This window comes from Paenibacillus sp. Mc5Re-14, assembly GCF_001049835.1.
Classification (GTDB): Bacteria; Bacillota; Bacilli; order Paenibacillales; family Paenibacillaceae; genus Paenibacillus; species Paenibacillus polymyxa_C.
This window is the reverse complement of record NZ_CVPD01000001.1, coordinates 2,175,065-2,196,208: the sequence shown is the minus strand read 5'-3', so window position 1 is coordinate 2,196,208 and position 21,144 is coordinate 2,175,065. Positions and strand designations below refer to the sequence as shown.

The window sequence follows — 21,144 nt, the reverse complement described above, 5'->3', positions numbered from 1 at the left end:
CATACTATAAGGGATGGAGACTGAACGAGCATGAAAAAACTTCTATCATTTGATTTTTGGCAAAAGCTTGGGAAGGCACTTCTTGTGGTTGTTGCTGTCATGCCAGCAGCCGGGATTATGATTTCACTTGGTAAAGTAGTGGCGATGTTGGCTGGCGATATTCATTTCTGGGTGACTGTCGGCGGGGTCATGGAGAATCTGGGTTGGGGTATTATCAACAACTTACACATCCTGTTTGCCGTGGCGATTGGTGGTTCCTGGGCTAAGGAACGGGCGGGCGGAGCTTTTGCGGCCTTAATTGCTTTTGTTCTCATCAATATATCAACAGGAACGATTTTGGGCGTATCCTCGAAGATGCTAACCCAGGAAGGAGCAACCACTCATACTCTTTTCGGTGCATCGATTCCGGTCAGTGGTTATTTCACCTCTATTTTGGGGGCTCCTGCACTCAATATGGGTGTGTTTGTCGGTATCATCTCCGGCTTTGTCGGGGCCGTGGTGTTTAATAAATACTATAATTATCGCAAGCTCCCCGATGCTCTAGCTTTTTTTAACGGTAAGCGCTTTGTTCCGTTTGTCGTGATTCTCTGGTCTGTGATCGTGAGTTTGATCATGTCTGCTGTCTGGCCATTTGTCCAAGGCGGGATTAACCAATTTGGCGTTTGGTTGGCGACTTCAGGAGAGTCGGCTCCTTTTATAGCGCCATTTGTCTATGGTACACTGGAGAGACTGTTGATTCCTTTTGGTCTTCATCATATGCTGACCGTTCCTATTAACTATACTCAACTTGGTGGCGTTTACACGGTACTCACGGGTTCTGGAGCAGGAAGTGTTGTTGCTGGGCAAGACCCGCTGTGGCTGGCTTGGGCTAGTGATCTCAGTGCGCTTCGTGGTACCGATCCGGCAGCCTACAACAGCTTGCTGGGAGGCGTGACGCCTGCCCGTTTCAAGGTAGGACAAATGATCGGCGGAGCGGGCATCCTTATGGGGCTGGCAGTAGCAATGTATCGCCGTGTAGACAAAGATAAACGCGGCAAGTACAAGTCGATGATTTTCTCTGCAGCAGCAGCCGTTTTTTTAACAGGGGTGACGGAGCCGCTGGAATTCATGTTTATGTTCGTGGCGCCTGTATTGTATGTGGTTTATGCTATTCTTACCGGTATTGCTTTCGGAATGGCTGATATTATACATTTGCGTTTACATTCGTTTGGTATGATTGAGCTGCTGACTCGCTTGCCATTGTCTATAAATGCAGGGTTGGTGCAGGATATCATTAACTTTGTGCTGACTTGTGTAGTGTTTGCGGTAGCAACCTACTTTATCGCTTATTTTATGATCGGCAAATTAAAAATGGCTACGCCAGGAAGACTCGGGAATTATACAGATGAAGAGCCTCAAGCGACTTCCGAGGCAGAGAGTACAAAAGCCGATGGTTTGGCAGCGGTTTCAACTAAAAATCAATTGGCTGCGGATATCATCAAGACACTTGGGGGTGAGCAGAACATTGTCGAGGTGGATGCTTGCATGACCCGACTGCGTGTAACGGTGAAGGATACAGAAGCCGTCGGGGATGAAAAGACGTGGAAAGCGTTAGGCGCCTTGGGCTTAATTAAAGTAGATAATGGGGTACAGGCGGTTTACGGACCAAAGGCCGATGTGCTTAAATCAGATATACAAGACATACTCAATAGGTGATTAGCTTGAAATTATTAACCTTAAATGCACATGCTTGGATGGAAGAAAACCAACACGATAAGCTGAAGCAATTGGCTGCTTTTATTGATGAACAGCAGTTTGATGTCATTGCTTTGCAGGAAGTCAACCAGTCCATAGAAGAGACTCCGTTGACACCGGACGATTTGGGCGCGTACTATAGTGCAGATCCTGAAGTTGTCATTAAACGCGACAACTATGCTTATGTGCTGAACGGTCTATTGTCCGATACTTATCACTGGACGTGGGCTCCCGCGCATATTGGTTTTGCCAAATATGACGAGGGTTTGGCGATTCTGTCCAAAACACCGATTACAGCGACGGTGAACGAATATATTTCCTCAATCCAGGATTATGACAACTACCGCTCGCGTAAAATTGTAGGCATTCAGACTGTGGTGGACAGAGTACAGGCCTGGTTTGTCAGTGGGCATTATAACTGGTGGAATGATGAGGAATCCTTCCGCGGACTATGGGATCGTACAACCGAAGTGCTCGATCCTTTAGCTCCGGCTCCTGTATTTGTGATGGGGGATTTCAACAACGCGGCTGAAGTGCGCGGAGAGGGATACGACTATGTAATGCAATCCGGTTGGTCAGACACCTATTCGAACGCTACAGTACGTGATGCAGGACACACAGTTATCAAAGCTATTGCTGGCTGGGAAAGTAACGCGGAGCCGCTTCGTATTGACTATATTTTCTTCAGTAAGGCAGCACAGGTTCAATCCTCAGCAGTTGTACTGAATGGGAAAACAGGACCGGTTGTATCCGATCATTTCGGCGTTGCAGTCGAGTTGGAACTGTGATGAACACACAAAGGAGGCCATTTGCTTATGCAATTGGCCTTTTTCTTACGGATTTCGATTTTAATCGAATGGTATATTGAATAACAATCGCAATCAATACCAAAATCATATTGTAATAAAAGGGAGTATTGATGCTAAAACAGTCCATGAGCGCGCCTGCAATGATTGGAGACACAATGGCCCCCAATTCGGACAAAGATACGACGTTGCCGATAAATAAGCTTCTATTTTCTTCAGGAATAACATCCCCTAGCTGCGAGTAAAAGGAATCCAGATAGCTGGCTCCTCCTATACCTCCGATGAACATCCCCAAGTATACGATCCACGGTTCTGTGAACCATAAAAATAAGATAATTTCCATCATGATTAATAATAGACCAATGATACATAGCAGCAAGCGATCCTTGAGCATATCAGATATTCTACCAATAAAGGGTGCTGATACAAAGGTAGATATGCCGATGATTGTAAAAGCTAAGCTGATTTCTGCTGGACTCCAATGGAGCTTGTAGGTTGCATACACAGAGAAGTATGTTAAAAATATAGCAAATGCACTCATTTCAAGGAAATGAACGGTGGAATAAAGCAGCAACTGTTTTGTTAATATGATTCTTCTTTGCGGTTTTTGAAGGGGGGGATGCTGTTGCTGTGGCTTTAAGGGAGAATTAGCGAAAGTCATTCTTGAAGCGGCAATGAAGGATATACATGCAAAAATAGCAACGAAGTAAAACGGTACGGATAAAGAAAAATAGGAAACAATGACTCCACTTATAAGAGGGCCTAAAATCATACCGGCACCTTCACTGCTGCTAATATATCCATTTAGCGTGCCTCGATTCTCTGCGGTGCTCATGTGATTGACCGTGACTCTTACAAAGACGGTTAGCCCTATAGCCACCAAGCCTTGAAGAAGTCTCAGTATGGATAGAATGATGAAGCTTGTTGCAATCGGAAACAGGAGCATACAAGCGATTTCAGCGATGAGTAAGCCTAACCCCAAGCGTTTTGCGCCAATCTTTTCATAGATTCGTCCTGCCATGCCTCCGCCAAGAAATCTTCCCACATAAAACAAAGAAAATAAAATGCTCATGCCAAGTGTAGATATCCCGAATTGCTCTACATAAATAGCAAAGAGTGGAAGGATCATACTTCCACTCATGTTAGCAATAAGGCTGATCACGATCATACAGGCAATATTACGGTTTAAATATAAGTTTCTTACCATATCCTCGAGACCTCTCTTTGAGCTTGCATCATGGGGACCGTTTTTTTCGATGACTCTTTATAATGAATGAACGGCTTCCATTCGAGCTAGTGGGTTCCTTCATAGGATACGCAGGTGTACTCCACGCTGTGCCTAAATCCCAGTGCAATTTTGGAGGTGTGACACGTATGACAAGGGAGTGGCGTAGCCTTTAAGCAGGGAAGCCGCCTCCTGGGGGTGGCCAAGCTCCATAAATCCGGCGCAACAGTACGATTTCACCCAAATGATAGGAATTGTGGGAAGCGATATTCCGCAGCAATCCCGCTTTTGTTTCCCCTGGGAAATGAGCCAGTAATTCATCCAGTTGCGCGGTTTCAGCAATTTGCACAGCACGATATACGCCCTGTAAAAATTCATTAATGACAGCCTGCCATGCCTCTTCGCTTTGCGGTCCAGTTTCTTCGGGCCAGCTCTCCATGACATTGCCTGGAAGCTGGGGCTTCCGTCCTTCCAAATGCTCCAGCATAAATTGCTGCCAGTAAATCATATGCTTCAGCAGTTGATAAATGCTGTAGGGCATTTCCGCGTTTTTCTTCCCTGCCAGCTCAACGTCAATGTCTGGCAAAGCCCGAGCCACGCGAATATGCCCACGATCCCCGACCAGTGATTTAACCAGTGCTTGAGCGAATAATTGGTTGGCATCCGACATGTATAATCATCCCTTCTATGGAGAGCTTGTTTCTTGCTTAGTCTTATTTAGCAATTATACAATTATATTTTTCGAAATGGAAATAAATGCGTGGTCTAAAGTAAAGGGCAGAAATCATTTTAATAAAGTAGTTGATAATTGTTATCAATTAAATTACAATAATATTGTTTCAAGAGAAACAATAAAAGACATTTGTATGTGTTGTTTAATATATACGGAAATGTTAAGGGGAGCTTTCCGTATATGTATATTGTTTCTTTAGAAACAATTAGGTGGTGGAAATAAAGTTTTTAAATAAGGGGTGCGAACATGGATTACGAAGTGATTGTAGTAGGCGGCGGACCTGTTGGGATGTGGTTAGCTGCTGAGTTGGCATTGGCGAGGGTAAGCGTATGTGTAATTGAACGTTTAGAGGAGCCTATTCGCCAGTCGCGTGCGCTTACGCTACATCCACGGACGCTTGAGATGTTTGATATGCGTGGATTAAAGGAGCGGTTTATGAAGCGCGGCAGACCTATACGTACGGGTCACTTTTCAATGCTGAATACCCGCTTGGACTTTTCTGTGCTTGATAGTTCCTCCAATTATACGTTGTTTATTCCACAGGTGATTACAGAGCAAGTGATCGAGGAGCATGCGCTCAAGCTGGGAGTTGTCGTTCACCGTGGTATGGAAGTGGTATCTGTGCGAGAGCAAGAGCAGGGCGTAGAGGTGGTTAGTGTATGTGCATCTGGAGCACAAGCCAATGTATCGGTGATGACTGCTGCCTATGTCGTAGGAGCGGATGGGGCCGGGAGTATCGTGCGCAAACAAGCCGGGATTGCTTTTCCGGGCACGGATACGACTCTGACCGCTGTATTAGCGGATGTAGAGTTAGCCAATCCGCCTGAAAATGGCGTACATTCCGAATATAGTGAACGAGGTGGGGTGATGATTGCCCCTGTGTCTCCAGATATTTATCGGGTTATTTTGACTACACCTCGACTGATAAATGTCCCCAAAGACGTACCTGTGACGCTGGAAGAAGTGCGGACAGAACTGCGCGATCTGCTTGGTACAGATCTTGGCGTCACCAATCCTCGCTGGTTATCCCGATTCGGGAATGCAACGCGGCAAGCGCAGACATATCGAAAAGGGAGAATCCTACTAGCAGGTGATGCTGCGCATATTCACTTCCCGGCAGGTGGACAGGGAATGAATGTTGGCTTGCAAGAGGCGGCGAATCTGGGATGGAAGCTGGCAGGAGTGATTCGTGGCTGGGCTCCAGACACGCTGCTGAATAGTTATCATGACGAACGTTATCCGGTTAATACGCAGTTTTTACGGAATACCGAGGTTCAGACTCGCTTATTGGATTTTACGCCTGCTGTATTGGCACACCGCCAATTACACGAGGAATGGTTCCGCCATCCGGAAATTAATCGGTCTATGGCAGAGCAGATTAGTGCACTGGATGTATGTTATCCAGCGGCTGGCAATATACCGCAGCATCCGCTGAACGGAAAACGGTTTGCGGATTTTGAATTGCAGTTGCCTGACGGAGTGACATCGTATGCTTACGATCTTCTTCATGAAGGCCGCTTTGTACTTCTCCATCTTGCACAGGATTCTAAGGTATCGAATGAGTTTCGCCATATCTTCCTTTCACATATTTCATATGTGGAGGCCGTAGCCGAAGAATTGCCCGTTGGATGGAGAGGTGTGCATACGGTTTTCATCCGTCCCGATGGGTATATCGCCTGGGCCATTTCGGTGGAACAAACGGATATAGCGAGTGTTATTAAGGATGGCATTGTCACGTTAATATAAAGGAAAAAGGTATGATCATGACCATATTGTTTCCTGTGAAACAAATGTGGGCTATAATGAAAGGAGGAGTATGCCAAAGGAGTGACTACTTGTTCGTATGGAGAAGGCGACATCGGTTCAGCATGTCTATGATTTGCTTATTAAGATGAATCACCAGCTGGAGCAGCATCAGCAGAGAGAGAGCATGACCTTTCTCGAAGAAATCCGCGAGCACTTTGATGGAATGACTTCGCTCAATATGACGGATGTGCACGTTATGGATTGTATTGGTAGGCATGAGCCGATCAATGTTACGACATTAGCGGAACGAATGGAGCTGAGCAAAGGTACCATTTCGAAAGTTAGCACCAAGCTGCTCAAGGAAGGCTGGATTCGCAGAACCCAGCTGAATGACAACAAGAAAGAAATTTATTTTCGGCTAACCCCGTTAGGGAAAAAGCTCTTTCTTGTACATGAGCGGCTGCATGCTAAGGTACAGCATCAGTTATTTCAATTTTTAGATCGTTATAGCTCGGAAGAACTACATGTCTTGAAGCGTCTGCTGTCCGATGGCGTAGGTTTCTTGGAAGCTATGGAGTAGCAGAACAAGAATCTTAATACAAGAGACATTTAAATCATCGACAATGTGCACCTGTTTCATCTCTGTGTGATAGCCACATGGGGAGATGCAGGTGCTTTTCTTTTAATGCAATAGTCGTTTTGCTTCCATATAGAGCACCTGGACGAACTTTTTCGTATTAATGCGGGCTTGGGACAGTGAAGGCTCCACATTGTTTTGCAGCTCCAGCATTTTTTTGCGGATTTCTGTAAAATCAAAAAATTTGGATGCATAATTTTCAAACTTAGGATGGGTATAGTCGGTCAATCCGAGCGATACTATATGGCTTAATGTCTGGAAAATGGCGCGGCGGACACGCTGCTCCGATGCCTTGATTTCCTTGCTCAGCTCTATTGCTGAGGCCGAGTCTCCTAATCGTTTGGACGCTATATTCGCAAATATATCCTTTAGCGAGGGAAACAGATAGGGCGATAGATTGCCGGTTTCTTCCTCATATTGCTCCAGATATTCCAGCATATCCAGTAAATCCACACTTCCGGCTTCGCCGATCATTCCCATCTCGGAGAGCAGAAACTGCCCCGAACTGACAATGTTTCGGGTCGGTTCCAGTGTCGCTGATGGGCTATTCGATGTGAACATCGACAGTCCTTGCAGTGTGCGCTGGATATCTGTAATGGACTGTTGCATGCGCAGGCGTTCGGTCACCTTTTGGATAACTGCGATAATTTCCAGTCGATTCAAGGGCTTGGCAATATAATATTCAATACCTAGCGAGTACGCCTCACCGATCATGTTTTTGGATTCAATCCGAGAAATCATAATGATTTTTCCGCTAAATTGATCACCGAGTGCACGCACGGTCTGAATGCCGTCACGAAGCGGCATCAGCAGGTCAATCAGTAACACATCAATTCGGTTCAACTCCAGCAGGCTGCTATTCACGTAGGAACCGTCCTCCGCTTCCCCAACGACCTCCCCTAAACCCTCGTCTTCAATAATGTCTGCCAGCATAGAACGAATCCCCTGATCGTCATCTACTATATAAAAACGCATCCGGGCTATCTTCCTTTCTCCGTCAGTTTCCGTAAAGGCAATATGACTCTAAAAGTGGTCTGTGATCTATCTGTGTGCTCATCTTCATTTTGTAGTAGTTCAAGCGTTCCATCAAGGCTCTCCGCGACTTCACGCACATAAAATAAACCCATGCCGGTCGAAGGTTGTCCTCCCTCATCATACTTGGTCGTGTATCCCGGTGTGAAGATCATTTCCCGTTTACGCTGAGGAATACCTGGACCGTTATCGGTGACACTAAAGGATATTATATCCTCTTGTCCCGGTAGAAAATGAATGGAAACGTCAATCCTTCCGCTGTCCTTCATCGCTTCCACTGAATTGGATGTCAGATTGTTAATCAGCGTGAGAACTGTATAAACATGCAGTTTAGGCAACAAAGGATCGAAATTCAGTGTGAAACGGATAGACTTGCCCAGCGATTGGGCGTATTTGCTGTTCGTTCGGACGATCAGCTCACCAAGTTCCTGTGAAGTCATATAATGCACGTCGCTTTCCGAATCAATGAGCTTGGACAAACCGGCAAAGATCCGCTGGCTGTCTTTTTTAATCTCATGGACCTGTCCGGAAATACGTAGCGCCTGTCTGGCGTAATGCTCTCTATCTTTCAGAGATTCATCCTGCTGCAGTTCACGGTAGAGTTCATAGCTTTCACGGGTAATCCGCTCTGCGTGCGATAGAGTTTTGCCTAACTGGACTGACTCCTCGTACAGGTCCGACACCAGAAGTAAAATTCGCTCTGTCTGCTGTCTTTGTGCCTCTTCATGCTGAACAGATTGATTTAATCGAATCATATTATAGAACCCAAGCACGAAGAAGCTGCGGATCATGGCCATAAAAGCCACTTTGCTGATCTTCATGATGTCCCAGAAATCGCCGTCAATGCTTCGCCGGACACTAAGTTCCGCCACACTTGCGGCAACCTCAATCCCCACCGAGAGGAGGCCTACGCGCAGTGCGCGGTAAGGCTCGGCATTAATGTTAAGGACCTGAAAGAGCAGGCCATAAACCATGTAATAAAAAAAGGTAGGTCCATGCAAGGTCACCAACGCTTCAAAGGAAGACCCGGGATGGAGATAATGATTGAGTGAAATGCGAAAAGCGACTACTGCGATCCCGACAAGCACACCCGAGAGTGCAGGCGGAATTTGACGTATGGATAACAGAAAGAAAAAAAACACAGGCGTACCGAAGCTGAGACGAAATGTATTATCGAACGGGTGAATATTCAACTCACCTGCCAGTGGTACAAAGATAAGCATCAGCAGGAAAAGAAGGGTATTTAGCTTCATCCCAATTCACCTCCGGATATTTGTTTCAGAAAGGCAATGTAAGATAAATTCACAGGCTCAACATTAATGTTTGTGAATTTATAGAAAAAAAGAAATACATGTGTAGATAACTGTCGGTTTTTATAGTTCGGATTGTAGTATAAATAACATCATTTGAATATTAAGAGCTGCATACTGCAAAAATATACAAACCAGCCAGGGGGGACATGAAGTGAAAAAGATTAATTTAACAATGCAAATCTTTATCGGTCTGGCTTTAGGTATTATTGTTGGTGCCTTATTTTACGGCAATTCAGGGGTGGAAGTCTACTTAAAGCCGATCGGTGATATTTTCATCCGCTTAATTAAGATGATTGTCGTACCTATTGTGATCTCAACGCTCATTATCGGTGTAGCCGGCGTCGGAGATATGAAGAAACTGGGGAAACTCGGCGGGAAGTCGATTCTGTACTTTGAAATTGTAACAACCATTGCAATCCTATTTGGTCTGCTTGTTGCCAATCTGGTTCGACCCGGTGAGGGCGTGGACATGTCCCACCTGGCCAAAAGCGATATCCATTCCTATGTGGAGACTGCAGAAAAGTCTGGCCATAACTTTATAGATACAATTGTGCATATTGTACCTACCAATGTTATTCAAGCTCTGGGCGAAGGAGATATGCTGGCTATTATATTCTTCTCCGTGTTGTTTGGACTAGGAGTAGCTGCGATTGGTAACAAGGGCAAGCCTGTGCTGAACTTCTTTGAAGGTGTAGCCGACGCCATGTTCTGGGTAACCAATCAGGTTATGCGCTTGGCTCCGTTTGGCGTATTTGCACTGATTGGAACGACAGTGGCCAAGTTTGGATTAGCTTCGTTATGGCCGTTATTGAAGCTTGTCCTGTCAGTGTACGGCTCCATGTTACTGTTCATTGTGATTGTTTTTGGAATTATCGCCAAGCTTTGCGGTACCCGTCTCTGGACCATGGTTAAAATTTTGAAAAGTGAGCTGTTGCTTGCGTATTCGACGGCCAGCTCGGAAAGTGTCCTGCCTAAGATCATGGAGAAGATGGAGAAATTCGGATGTCCGAAGGGAATCACGTCCTTTGTCATTCCGATCGGATATTCTTTTAATCTGGATGGCTCCACTCTGTATCAGGCACTAGCTGCCATTTTTATTGCCCAAATGTATGGCATTGATATGCCGATCACGACCCAAATCACGCTTGTACTCGTACTGATTATTTCCTCCAAAGGGATTGCTGGTGTGCCGGGTGCTTCCTTTGTCGTGTTGCTCGCTACGCTGGGAGCAGTGAATCTCCCGCTGGAAGGTCTGGCCTTTATCGCTGGTATTGATCGTATTCTGGATATGGCGCGTACGGTAGTCAATGTTTTAGGGAACTCACTTGCGGCTGTAGTCATGTCCAAATGGGAAGGCCAATATGATAAAGAAAAAGGCGAGGAATACGTTGCCTCAATTAAATAAGATACATTGAACCGTATAGTGGATAAAAAGAGCACCTTTGCGAAGTAATGCAGAGGTGTTCTTTTTGTTTCCAGACTTGTTAACACACTTCCTTTTTCGACATTTTTCGATGTTTTTTGTATGGATATATAGGTATATGGGCATGAAAAATAAGCCTTAGTACCTATGTGATTATAGAATTATTTATAATGATTCTTAATAAAATACCGATATTAAATTATACCGTTTTATATATTGGCTTAGAAGGGAAGATCATGCATGTTTCTCAAGAAAAATGAGTCTCAATCACTTGCTCCTTTAGTAGAAGAAAGCCGCAAACTTTCACAGAGAATACAGCAAAAGGATTATGCTGCTGCAATACAAGTCTCCTCAGCATCTCCTGAGGTTCAAGAAATCGCAAACAATGTTAACCAAGCGATAGAGTCCATGAAAAATGATGCTCAGCATGTTGATATCCGTTTGAAGCTTGTTACCAAGGCGATAGAGATTGGATTATGGGACATGGAGGTCATTGCGGGTGATCCTGTCAATCCCAATAATACGTTCACATGGTCGGAAGAATTCCGTTCTATGCTGGGATATCAGAGCGAAAAAGAATTCCCCAATGTATTGGACAGCTGGTCATCTCGACTGCACCCCGAAGATTATGACAGGTCTTTGGCAGAATTGTCTGATCATTTGCTGGATTTTACGGGAAAGACGCCATATGACGTACAGTATCGTTTGAAGCTGAAGCATGGAGAATACCGCTGGTTCCGGGCTACCGGAACGACGATCCGCGACGAGAAGGGAGTGCCGCTTCGGATTGCGGGCGCTCTGCTGGATGTGCACGATCAGAAGATTAAGTCGGAGGAGCTTCAGGCTCTAGTTACAAGATACGACCTCATTAACCTCGTGTTGGTTGAAGCTCCTTACGATGTAAATATTATCGGAGGGGACATAGAGAATCCGGATAATACATTTTGGTGGTCACCGCAATTCCGCGAAACGCTGGGTTTTAAGGACGAGCAGGATTTTCCAAGCAAGCTTAGCAGCTGGGCTTCAATCCTGTATCCTGAGGATGCTGAAATGGCGATTAAAGTTTTGAATGATCATTTAAATGATTATACGGGGCGCACACCGTACGAAATGGAATGCCGTTTAGTGCGTAAGAATGGTGAACATCGCTGGTACTATTGCAGTGGGAAAACATTGCGCGATAGCAGGGGAGTACCTATTCGCATTGCCGGAACAATCCGTGATATCACAGTGGAAAAGGAAAAGCAGGCTGTGGCGGATGAGCTTACGCTCAAAATTCAGCATCTCTCTGATTCCATTACAGAAATGGTGAACGGTGTTAACTCGGTTAGTAACCAGGCACAGGAATTGGCTACCGCTCAAGAGCAATCGACAGAGGCAGCGAATCAAGCCAAAGTCAGTGCAGAAGAGACGCAAAACATTTCGAACTTCATTAAAGAGATTGCGAATCAAACGAATCTGTTGGGTCTGAATGCTGCAATCGAGGCATCGCGAGCAGGCGAGCAGGGACGTGGTTTTGCAGTAGTTGCAGATGAAGTGAGAAAACTTGCCATCCATAGTGCTGATGCGACCGGGAATATCGAGACCAGCCTGGACGAAATGAAAACACTCATTGAGCGAATTCTGCACAACATCGGGAACATGTCTACGCTGACACAAACACAAGCCGCGCTAACGCAGCAAGTGAATGCATCTACGGACGAGATCAACAGTATGTCCAAAGCTTTGTTGGATTTTGCGAGAACGATGTAAGGTTTTAGATTTCAGGTGAATATTAGACCGGGCCATAGGCTCGGTCTCTTTACTGTTTTTGGTAGATGAACTATACTTTTGACGATCGATCTAAAAATGACCTCATAGTAACTTCATGTGGAAAAGAGGAAACGATTTGAGCCTACTTAGTTCAATATTGGTTGGAATTGTAGCGCTGGAGCACGTGTACATTTTAGTGTTGGAAATGTTTCTGTGGACGACTCCACGCGCGATTCGTACGTTCGGTACCTCGAAGGAACTGGCAGGAGTGACCAAATCTCTGGCAGCCAATCAGGGGCTGTATAACGGATTTCTGGCTGCTGGATTGGTCTGGGGCTTGTTCTATCCCGATCCTGTGATCGGGCGGCAAATCCAATTATTTTTTGTCATTTGCGTGGTAGTGGCTGCGGTGTATGGTGCATTAACTGCCAATAAATCTATTTTACTAAAGCAAGGCTTGCCTGCCATTCTGGCATTAATCAGTTTGCTGGTCTTCTAAATGACACTCTTAACGGGTGTCTTTTTTGCTCATTCGATCACATTTCGTTCATTAAAATGGGCATGGGACAAGGATAGCAGCGATACCGGCGAGCTGAAAGAAATTAGTCCCGGCCATTATGTGGCGTACCCGGTTGGCCGTTAGGTTAAGATCGATGGTACGGTGCACATAACCCATAGGAGGTAAAAAACGATGACTGAATCGACGAAAAGAGTACGTATTTCCCAGTGGGACGCGCTCATGCTGGAATCTTTACGTTCATTAGGCTGGTCCCATGAGGAACTCATCCATCGGGCGCAGCAAAATGAGCTGCCAACGGACGGACAGTTTGATTATACGGAACTGGCCACCGGGCTGGCGTCCAAAGAGCCGGAGGTGTTTGTCAACGCGGTAACAGACGGGTATCAGATCAAATATAATACGATCCGTGGCATTCGTTCGTGGATTGCCGTGGCGCCCGGACGTGAGCCTGAGCTGTCTCTGGAAGAAGGAAGCGAAGCTGTGACATCCGAACTGACGCAGGCTGAGTATGATCGGCTGGAGCAGGTGCTGTCGTTAGGCTGGGTCATTCAGGAAGCACGTCCCGCGACTGGCGATACTGCAGGATTGTACCGAATTGTGCCTGCTGCAAAGACGAATTAAATCGTGGGGAGGGAGTAACCCACTTTACCAGAAATTGAAACGAGCTGGCCAGGGAGGCCAGCTCGTTTTTTAATGCGATTCTTCTTCATCATTTTCATACTTGAGAAGATACGGTTACGGCTTGGCGCCTCATTCACAACCTTTCCATCTTTTCTCATACGGATATCATCGATTGAAATGATTAGAAAGGTTACATTTTTCACCATATATGACCGATAAAAGTATAGTAGTATTTATATTTTATGGAAAGTGAGGAAAGGGGATATTTTAAAACTGATGAGTGAACAAGAAATACATAGGAGTGAATATGGAGGTGGGACGATCGTCGCTGAACCGAACGCAATTTCACCACGTCCACAAAGAATTGTTTTGACCCTGGTTGCAGGATTGGCTTTCTTGATCTTTAGTTTCTCCCTTTCTCTAATCACAGGCATATTCCCTATCAGCTATGCGGAGTTATGGGAAGTTTTGTTTTCTTCCAATCCCGATCCCATATTAAAGGAAGTTGTATACCAAACTCGTATGCCATTTGCCTTGGATATGTTGTTGCTCGGAGGATGTCTGGCCGTATCAGGAACTCTTTTACAATTACGAACAGTTAATCGATTTGCATCACCAACCTTAACCGGACTTATGCCTGGGGCAATGGTGGGGCTATGTGTTGTCCTTTTATTGGGATTAGACATAGACTCTTTTGGTAGTATGGCCCTTTGTATTGCAGGAGCGGTATTTGGGGGATTCATTGTATTTAAATTAAATAGAATCCGTTTCATTCGAGGGCGGTCTGCGGGAATTCATTTATTCATGATTGGTTTCATTATGGATGTAGCCCTTCGTTCAATCTCTGGGTTTATTGTGCTACTTGGAGAAAATCAGCAAGAGTGGGCAATTTCTGTGGGAGGCTGGGGAATAAGGGAAGGATCATTCACGTTTTGGCTTGCCTTGGTTACACTTCTCGTTGCAGGATCTGTCTCCGCATTCCCCAAGCAGCTTAGACCACTGTACATTCCCTTTGCAATGGTGTTGACCGCCGCTACGGTGTGGGCGTGTGGTGCCATCGGATATATAGGACTTATTGTGCCTTATTTCATGCGTTGTATGATAGGAAACCGTCCGCGGCTTCTCATTTTGGGCTCCATCCTTTGGGGGGGAGGCCTATTAATGCTGGCCAAAGTCATTTCCGCTAGAATCAACGAGCCGGTTGGGTTGCCCTTAACCCCGGTGCTGGCCTGCGTTGGCATACCCTTCTTGGTCTTTATGGTGCGGGGAGAATGGAAAAGAAGCTCTCTGCTTGAGAAGTACTAGATTATCAAACGTAATATTTACCGGACAGCTAGACTGTTATCATACTGCTCTGCCAGCTCATCATACTCTCTTTTTTATGCTATATTTTATACATTAATAAAATAATCAGAGGGTTGAGGTGCAGCATGACATCAATGACTATTGTCGATCCATCCGTCAAACCAGGATTAACAGCTTTTCAGGCAAGTGCTGAAGATCAGGCTGAGGTTCACGAATTAATTTTAAAGACGGCTAGATGGCTGCACAGCAAGGGCTCCACGCAATGGGGCAAATTACTAAAAGGAGAAGATGATCACAATCTGGGTGGTGCTATTGCACGCGGAGAAGTGGTTATTTTCCGAACGTCAGAGGATCATCGCTTGGCAGGTGCAGTAATTTTGCAGCAGCAGCCCAGTGCTTGGGATAGTAGATTGTGGGGATTAGAGGAGACAGATTCTGAGGAAGGAACTTCCGTATATCTGCATCGTTTGGTTGTAGATCGAGATAATAGTGGGAAGGGACTGGGCCGTGAGCTCATGCAGTGGATTGAGCAAGGCATCCGTTTTGCAGGCAAGGATCGAATCCGTCTAGATTGTATTGCGGGCAATGACAAGCTTAGTGGGTTTTACAAACAATGCGGCTATACTTATATGGGCGAAACGAATGGCTATAACACTTTTGAAAAGATGCTAATAAAGTCATAGAAAAACGAATCCTAATTGAAGGAATACAAAAGAAGGAAGCAGGTGATCTGCATTCTTCTTTTTTTGTTGTGCAGACCTTTACGTCCTCGTGATGTCTTTCTTCTGGATTGCTGTCATATCAGATCCACTCAAAAGAAAAAAAATTATATAAAAATGAAAATGGGGATATCGCGCTTTCTCCTTCTACATATGATGATAGGGAAAGTTTGTAAGCGCTTCAAATGAAGGGTGATATACAACCATGCGAAGCTACAGGAGGCGGTTAAGGTGGATAATTACATGAGCTGGATAAAGATTGGATTTTTCCTCAGCGTTCTGTTTTTACTTGCAGCGGCATGCAGCACTTCTCCCAAGATAGAGAACACAGCTGGGCAAAAAGTGCGGCTTACGATGCAGGTTTGGGGTAATCCTGCGGAGGTGAAGGTGTATCAGCGGGCACTGGATGCATTTGAAAAAGAGAATCCGAATATCGAGGTTAAGCTGGTACCTGTACCAGGAGACCAATATGAGCAAAAGCTGTTGACACAGTTACAGGGAAGCCGCGGACCGGATGTCTTTTATTCCTATGAATCGACGATGGCGCGTTTGATCGGAGCAAAACAGGTGCAGCCTTTGGGTGAATTTTTAAAAAGTGACGCAAGTGACGTGAAGGCCGAGCATTTTCCGGAAGGATTATGGGGGCCGGCCAAGCGTGATGGGGAAATCTATGGAGTCACTCCTGACTCCAACCCGATGGTCATGTACTACAACAAAAAAGTATTCAAGGAAGCAGGCGTGAAGACACCGCAGGAATACTATGATGAGGGCAAGTGGAACTGGGACGCCTTTGAGGAGGTTACATCCAAGCTGAAGGCCGCCGGAAAGCAGGGCTATATTGCGGAAAACTGGTGGGCTCACTGGTATTCATGGGTGTGGTCGAATGGTGGCCGGATCTTTGATGAACAAGGCAAATATGTGCTGGACCACAATGAAAAGGGTAAGGAAGCCTTCGCTTTCATGCACGATATGGTGAAAAAGGGAAATGCGGTATACCTTGGTTCGCTTCCGAAAGGGCAGGGGGCAGATGCGATGTTCATGTCCAATCAAGTCGGCATGCTGGCGGCAGGAAGATGGCTGGAGCCCTTGTTTAGCCAAAATAAAAGCCTCGACTTTGATTATATCTACTGGCCCTCTAACACCGGTAAAAATGAACCTGTTGCCATTCCGGTTGCATATGTAGCTGTAAACAAAAATAGTCCGCATGTGCAAGAGGCCATGAAACTGGCAGCCTTCTACGTCTCTGTGAAAGGGCAGGAGGAGCGGCTGGTTGAAGGTGGCAATGCCATGGGTACGCTTGCTGCCGCAGACGAGAGCATCATGAAAAAGGCGACGATTGAGCACTCGGGCTATCTGACTGAGGGACGAGATAAAGGGCATGCTTATGGTTCTGCATTGGCGTATGATGCACAGGTGCCGGGGTTGAACTCCGATATCACGGAAACCATTGACCTGATGTTCCTGGGCAAGCAGGATGCTGCGACAACCATTGAAAAGTTGAATCAGATCATATCCAAGGCGGTCAAGTAAACACGGGATCGGCCGTGACCAGGGAGGAAGGTGACAAGATGCAGAAAAAGTATCAAGCGCTGTGGGGCTATCTGTTCATTGGCCCCCAGTTTCTTGGTCTGTTATGTTTTTCGCTGTTGCCCTTGCTATATGCGTTTTACTTAAGTTTTGTAAATTGGGATGGTTTCGGGGTACCTTTGTTTGTCGGCTTGGACAATTTTAAAGGTCAATTATCTGATCCTGACTTTTGGAAGGCACTTATCAATACGGTCTACTATATGGTGCTGGTCATTCCGGTGGGGATTGTGTTGGCTCTGCTCGTAGCCATCGTACTCAATAAAGTGAAGGGCAGGGAAATCTATCGCTTGTTTTTTTTCATGCCTGTCGTAACCAGTTCGGTATCGGTTGGGGTCATCTGGATGTGGATACTGAACGGCGAATTCGGCATTTTAAACCACTTGCTGCGAACGATTGGGATTGTAGGCCCGATGTGGCTTACCGATACGCATTGGGTAATCCCATCGATTGCTCTACTTAGCATATGGCTGGGACTGGGATACAACATGGTCATTTTTTTGGCAGGACTTCAGGGCATCTCCAAAAGCTATTACGAGGCAGCCGAAATTGACGGGGCCAGCAAGTTCCAGCAGCTAAGGTATATCACATTGCCGCTATTATCACCAACAACCTTTTTCGTCACCATTATGATGGTCATCAGCTCTTTCCAGGTGTTCGATCAGGCGTTCGTCATGACAAATGGCGGGCCGGCCAAAGCAAGCTATACGCTTGTGTATCACATTTACGATCAGGCATTCATAGATTTCACGATGGGAGAAAGTGCGGCAGCGGCAATGATTTTGTTCGTGATCATTCTCATATTTACACTGCTGCAATTTAAAATGCAAAAGAGGTGGGTGCACTATGGAGATTAGTTGCAGAGGCAGGATGTTCCTGCGCCATGTGCTGCTCGCTGTCGGCTCTTTAATCATGTTTTTTCCATTTCTGTGGACCATCCTCAGTTCTCTAAAGGATATCTCTCAAATTTTTGTCGTTCCGCCGCAATGGATTCCCGATCCGTTTGTATGGAGTAACTATCCGGCTTCGCTAGAGGCCATGCCCTTCGTGCAGGCTTACATGAATAGCTTTTACATTACGTTTATCATCGTGACAGCAACCCTGATTAGCGCTTCTATGGCGGCGTATGCTTTTGCTAAAATCCGTTTTCCAGGTTCAGATATATTGTTTATTTTGTTCCTCGCTACGATGATGGTGCCTAAGCAGGTAACGATGATTCCGTTATACTTGGTGATGGATCGTATCGGTTGGCTGGATACGCATTGGTCGCTGATCGTACCTGGAGCCTTGTTTAATGCATTCGCGGTCTTTTTGCTCCGTCAATTCGTCATGGGTATTCCACGCGATCTGGAGGAAGCAGCAGTCATGGACGGGGCGGGATACATTCGCATTTACTGGAGTGTCATTCTGCCACTCGTTCGTCCAGCATTGGCGGCGATCGGAATTTTCACCTTTTTGGGTGCCTGGAATAGCTTTCTTGATCCGCTGATCTATCTCAATACACCGGAGAAATTTACGGTTCCGCTTTTGCTCAACAATTTCAAAGGACTATATACCGCCGATTGGTCACTGATGATGGCAGGCACCACCATCTCTGTCGTTCCAGTGCTCATCGTCTACATCATTGCCCAAAAGCAAATTATTGAAGGCATTACCTTAACAGGCATCAAGGGGTAGGGGCGTTTCCCTACTCCTTTTTGTGCGATTTCCGATACTGTAACGGAGTACGCCCGGTGAAATGCTTGAATACACGGCCAAAGTGAGCGATGCTGTCAAAGCCCGTTTTTTCAGCAATGGCGGTCACTTTCCAGTTTGTTTCCTTCAAATATGCCCGAGCCTGCTGGACCCGTACATCCTGAAGATACTCGACCAGGGTAAAACCTGTGGTCTGCTTGAAGATGCGACACAGATATGTGCTGCTAATATAAAAATGTCCTGCCAGTTGCTCCAACGACAGCTTCTCGGCATAGTGGGCATGCAGGTACTCAATCACCGAGTACACACGTTGCTGCTGCTCGCTGCGTTCCGGCGCTATGGTGTCAGGAGCCGCTGATTGTATGCGGCGGATTCGGATCAGTAGCTGTAGCAACAGGCTTTGAAGATACATATGACGGTATGCATGCTCTTGATGGTATTCATCCAGCATTTGCTGGAACAGATGCTCCAGCTCGCGTTGTTCTTCCGCGGAGGGGCGAAGCAAAAAGCTTTTTTCAGGCAAAAGCAGGTGGCTCTGATCGCTGGATGGAGTAACAGACGTGGACGAGGCTACAAACGCTTCATCAAAGTTGATTAAAATTCGCTCATGGCTGCCGCTCCCCTTGTTACTCGTACGGTGAAAATCATGTTTGCTAATCCAGATCAGATCGCCCTTTTGTAGCGCGTATACACGTTGATTAATGTAATAGTAGCGCTCTCCTGCCAGCAGATAATAGATTTCATGCGCTTGATGGACATGGTCGGCAGACATGCTAAAAGGCACCATCCGAAGCGCTCGCTCGATGGCAAAAAGGGGTGTAGCGATCATAGCAGCGTTCTCCTTTATGAAAGCATTCATGAGAATAATATATGCATACTTTTTGGATGAATTCACAATAAAAGTGAAGATTTTGCTCTTTCTTATACTATAAAATATAAGTAATTCATGTAAAGGGTGTGAACCAATTGGCTAAAATCAAATATGCGCTTGTGGGCACCGGAGGAAGAGCTGAATTTTTTTACGGTGAAGTTGTTACCGTTTTCAAAGATACATCAGAGCTGGTCGCGTTCTGTGACGTCAATCAGACGAGAATGGATTATGCCAATCGGCTGTTGCAGGAGAAATACGAACACCATCCGATTCCAACCTATAAAGCCCACGAATTTGACCGAATGATCGCGGAGACGAAGCCGGATATCGTCATCGTCACCACCATTGACCGGGTGCATCATCGGTATATTATCCGGGCGATGGAGTTGGGCTGTGATGTCATTTCCGAGAAGCCGATGACGGTCGACGAAGACAAATGCCAAGACATTCTGGATGCCATAGACCGCACGGGACGGAAGCTGCGCGTCACCTTTAACTATCGCTATGCCCCGCATAATACGAAAATCCGTGAGGTTATCATGGACGGGACGCTGGGTGACATCTTGTCAGTCAATTTTGAATGGCTGCTGAATACCCAGCATGGCGCAGATTATTTCCGCCGCTGGCACCGGGACAAGCGCAATAGCGGCGGTCTGCTGGTGCATAAATCGACGCATCATTTTGATCTGATGAACTTCTGGCTTGGCTCAAAGCCGGAGACGGTATATGCGATGGGCGACTTGAAATTTTACGGCCGGGAAAATGCGGAGCAGCGTGGCGTGACGGAGTTCTATCAACGCGCTTACGGCAGCAAGGCGGCGGAAAATGACCCATTTGCCTTACACTTGGATCGTAACGAACATCTAAAAAACATGTATCTGGATGCGGAGCATGAGGATGGGTACGTGCGGGACCAAAGCGTATTTGGCGACAATATCAGTATCGAGGATACGCTGAGTGTCATGGTGAAGTATCAGAATAAAACGGTAATGAACTACTCACTGAACGCTTATCTGCCTTGGGAGGGCTTTATCATCGTATTTAACGGCACCAAGGGACGGATGGAAGTTCGGGTATCCGAGCAATCCTATGTCAATTCCGGTGGCAGCAAGGCAGATGAGGGGGCGTTAAAAGAGAAAACCATCACGATCTATCCTCACTTTGCAGCACCTTACGAGGTCGAAGTAGAGGAAGGCGTGGGGGGACATGGCGGAGGAGATCCGGTCATGCTACGGGATATTTTCGATAAGCCGGCAGAGGATCGGTTTCATCGTGCGGCCTCTCATATCGACGGCGCGTGGTCCATTTTAACAGGCATCGCCGCCAACCGCTCTATGCGTACAGGCCAGCCGGTGAAGGTGGAGCAACTGGTGCGATTATAACGATTGTAAGCTAGGAAGCACCTTTAATAACAAGAAGCCCCTCTAT

19 protein-coding genes are annotated in these 21,144 nt (G+C 46.1%); 14 read left to right on the top strand and 5 right to left on the bottom strand.

Translation table 11 applies throughout. From position 1 onward, the window contains the following. Positions 1-30: 30 nt before the first annotated feature. The gene (locus BN1546_RS10045) at positions 31-1,695 is read left to right on the top strand and encodes a PTS transporter subunit IIBC (RefSeq protein ID WP_090737353.1); all 1,665 of its coding nucleotides are present in this window, start codon (positions 31-33) and stop codon (positions 1,693-1,695) included. Between the two features lie 5 nt (positions 1,696-1,700). Next, positions 1,701-2,522 (top strand): endonuclease/exonuclease/phosphatase family protein, encoded by an 822-nt coding sequence (locus tag BN1546_RS10040; RefSeq protein WP_090737351.1) that lies wholly within the window; start codon positions 1,701-1,703, stop codon positions 2,520-2,522. 25 nt (positions 2,523-2,547) lie between these two features. Here the strand turns inward: BN1546_RS10040 and BN1546_RS10035 are convergent, their stop codons facing one another. Together BN1546_RS10035 and BN1546_RS10030 are read right to left on the bottom strand one after the other, a co-directional pair. Beyond that, positions 2,548-3,747: an MFS transporter gene (locus BN1546_RS10035; protein ID WP_090737349.1), complete on the bottom strand. Its 1,200-nt coding sequence runs from the start codon at positions 3,745-3,747 to the stop codon at positions 2,548-2,550. 190 nt (positions 3,748-3,937) lie between these two features. After that, positions 3,938-4,435: a DinB family protein gene (locus BN1546_RS10030; RefSeq protein ID WP_058831157.1), complete on the bottom strand. Its 498-nt coding sequence runs from the start codon at positions 4,433-4,435 to the stop codon at positions 3,938-3,940. 309 nt (positions 4,436-4,744) lie between these two features. On the opposite strand from BN1546_RS10030, the gene BN1546_RS10025 reads away from it, so the two are divergent. Both BN1546_RS10025 and BN1546_RS10020 read left to right on the top strand, forming a co-directional pair. Beyond that, entirely contained in the window at positions 4,745-6,244 is a 1,500-nt protein-coding gene (locus BN1546_RS10025; protein WP_090737347.1) for a monooxygenase, read from the top strand. Between the two features lie 97 nt (positions 6,245-6,341). Beyond that, positions 6,342-6,824: a MarR family transcriptional regulator gene (locus BN1546_RS10020; protein ID WP_013368941.1), complete on the top strand. Its 483-nt coding sequence runs from the start codon at positions 6,342-6,344 to the stop codon at positions 6,822-6,824. Positions 6,825-6,926: 102 nt separating this feature from the next. On the opposite strand, the gene BN1546_RS10015 is transcribed toward BN1546_RS10020, so the two are convergent. Both BN1546_RS10015 and BN1546_RS10010 read right to left on the bottom strand, forming a co-directional pair. Next, a complete protein-coding gene (locus BN1546_RS10015; RefSeq protein ID WP_013368942.1) occupies positions 6,927-7,856 on the bottom strand; it encodes a response regulator in 930 nt (309 codons plus the stop codon). Positions 7,857-7,861: 5 nt separating this feature from the next. After that, positions 7,862-9,166: a sensor histidine kinase gene (locus BN1546_RS10010; protein WP_040102352.1), complete on the bottom strand. Its 1,305-nt coding sequence runs from the start codon at positions 9,164-9,166 to the stop codon at positions 7,862-7,864. Positions 9,167-9,377: 211 nt separating this feature from the next. On the opposite strand from BN1546_RS10010, the gene BN1546_RS10005 reads away from it, so the two are divergent. From BN1546_RS10005 to BN1546_RS09960, 9 genes are all read left to right on the top strand, one after another. Then, entirely contained in the window at positions 9,378-10,631 is a 1,254-nt protein-coding gene (locus tag BN1546_RS10005; RefSeq protein ID WP_040102351.1) for a cation:dicarboxylate symporter family transporter, read from the top strand. A gap of 258 nt (positions 10,632-10,889) precedes the next feature. Next, positions 10,890-12,401, top strand: coding sequence for a methyl-accepting chemotaxis protein (locus tag BN1546_RS28395; RefSeq protein ID WP_090737345.1), 1,512 nt, complete (start codon positions 10,890-10,892; stop codon positions 12,399-12,401). Between the two features lie 136 nt (positions 12,402-12,537). Next, complete coding sequence (locus BN1546_RS09995) at positions 12,538-12,900, top strand: DUF1304 domain-containing protein (protein WP_013368946.1); 363 nt, start codon at positions 12,538-12,540, stop codon at positions 12,898-12,900. A gap of 192 nt (positions 12,901-13,092) precedes the next feature. Then, a complete protein-coding gene (locus BN1546_RS09990) occupies positions 13,093-13,542 on the top strand; it encodes a hypothetical protein (RefSeq protein WP_090737344.1) in 450 nt (149 codons plus the stop codon). Between the two features lie 276 nt (positions 13,543-13,818). Continuing rightward, entirely contained in the window at positions 13,819-14,847 is a 1,029-nt protein-coding gene (locus tag BN1546_RS09980; RefSeq protein WP_090737340.1) for an iron ABC transporter permease, read from the top strand. Between the two features lie 125 nt (positions 14,848-14,972). Beyond that, the gene (locus tag BN1546_RS09975) at positions 14,973-15,530 is read left to right on the top strand and encodes a GNAT family N-acetyltransferase (RefSeq protein ID WP_014599394.1); all 558 of its coding nucleotides are present in this window, start codon (positions 14,973-14,975) and stop codon (positions 15,528-15,530) included. A gap of 267 nt (positions 15,531-15,797) precedes the next feature. Continuing rightward, positions 15,798-17,096, top strand: coding sequence for an ABC transporter substrate-binding protein (locus BN1546_RS09970; RefSeq protein WP_013368952.1), 1,299 nt, complete (start codon positions 15,798-15,800; stop codon positions 17,094-17,096). A 38-nt stretch (positions 17,097-17,134) separates the two neighbouring features. Then, on the top strand, positions 17,135-18,007 hold the full coding sequence (locus BN1546_RS09965) for a carbohydrate ABC transporter permease (protein WP_090737338.1): 873 nt from the start codon (positions 17,135-17,137) through the stop codon (positions 18,005-18,007). After that, positions 17,997-18,827, top strand: a complete 831-nt coding sequence (locus tag BN1546_RS09960) for a carbohydrate ABC transporter permease (protein WP_013368954.1) — start codon at positions 17,997-17,999, stop codon at positions 18,825-18,827. The genes BN1546_RS09965 and BN1546_RS09960 overlap by 11 nt, the downstream gene beginning before the upstream one ends. A 10-nt stretch (positions 18,828-18,837) precedes the next feature. On the opposite strand, the gene BN1546_RS09955 is transcribed toward BN1546_RS09960, so the two are convergent. Next, on the bottom strand, positions 18,838-19,674 hold the full coding sequence (locus tag BN1546_RS09955) for a helix-turn-helix transcriptional regulator (RefSeq protein ID WP_058831166.1): 837 nt from the start codon (positions 19,672-19,674) through the stop codon (positions 18,838-18,840). A gap of 137 nt (positions 19,675-19,811) precedes the next feature. On the opposite strand from BN1546_RS09955, the gene BN1546_RS09950 reads away from it, so the two are divergent. Then, positions 19,812-21,098 (top strand): Gfo/Idh/MocA family protein, encoded by a 1,287-nt coding sequence (locus BN1546_RS09950; RefSeq protein ID WP_090737336.1) that lies wholly within the window; start codon positions 19,812-19,814, stop codon positions 21,096-21,098. Positions 21,099-21,144 lie beyond the last annotated feature (46 nt).

Bases quoted from the DNA above. Each gene is read 5' to 3' on its own strand.
- BN1546_RS10045 (WP_090737353.1), top strand. From the start codon at position 31: ATGAAAAAACTTCTATCATTTGATTTTTGGCAAAAGCTTGGGAAGGCA.
- BN1546_RS10035 (WP_090737349.1), bottom strand. From the start codon at position 3,747: ATGGTAAGAAACTTATATTTAAACCGTAATATTGCCTGTATGATCGTG.
- BN1546_RS10030 (WP_058831157.1), bottom strand. From the start codon at position 4,435: ATGTCGGATGCCAACCAATTATTCGCTCAAGCACTGGTTAAATCACTG.
- BN1546_RS10025 (WP_090737347.1), top strand. From the start codon at position 4,745: ATGGATTACGAAGTGATTGTAGTAGGCGGCGGACCTGTTGGGATGTGG.
- BN1546_RS10020 (WP_013368941.1), top strand. From the start codon at position 6,342: ATGGAGAAGGCGACATCGGTTCAGCATGTCTATGATTTGCTTATTAAG.
- BN1546_RS10015 (WP_013368942.1), bottom strand. From the start codon at position 7,856: ATGCGTTTTTATATAGTAGATGACGATCAGGGGATTCGTTCTATGCTG.
- BN1546_RS10010 (WP_040102352.1), bottom strand. From the start codon at position 9,166: ATGAAGCTAAATACCCTTCTTTTCCTGCTGATGCTTATCTTTGTACCA.
- BN1546_RS28395 (WP_090737345.1), top strand. From the start codon at position 10,890: ATGTTTCTCAAGAAAAATGAGTCTCAATCACTTGCTCCTTTAGTAGAA.
- BN1546_RS09990 (WP_090737344.1), top strand. From the start codon at position 13,093: ATGACTGAATCGACGAAAAGAGTACGTATTTCCCAGTGGGACGCGCTC.
- BN1546_RS09980 (WP_090737340.1), top strand. From the start codon at position 13,819: ATGAGTGAACAAGAAATACATAGGAGTGAATATGGAGGTGGGACGATC.
- BN1546_RS09975 (WP_014599394.1), top strand. From the start codon at position 14,973: ATGACATCAATGACTATTGTCGATCCATCCGTCAAACCAGGATTAACA.
- BN1546_RS09965 (WP_090737338.1), top strand. From the start codon at position 17,135: ATGCAGAAAAAGTATCAAGCGCTGTGGGGCTATCTGTTCATTGGCCCC.
- BN1546_RS09960 (WP_013368954.1), top strand. From the start codon at position 17,997: ATGGAGATTAGTTGCAGAGGCAGGATGTTCCTGCGCCATGTGCTGCTC.
- BN1546_RS09955 (WP_058831166.1), bottom strand. From the start codon at position 19,674: ATGATCGCTACACCCCTTTTTGCCATCGAGCGAGCGCTTCGGATGGTG.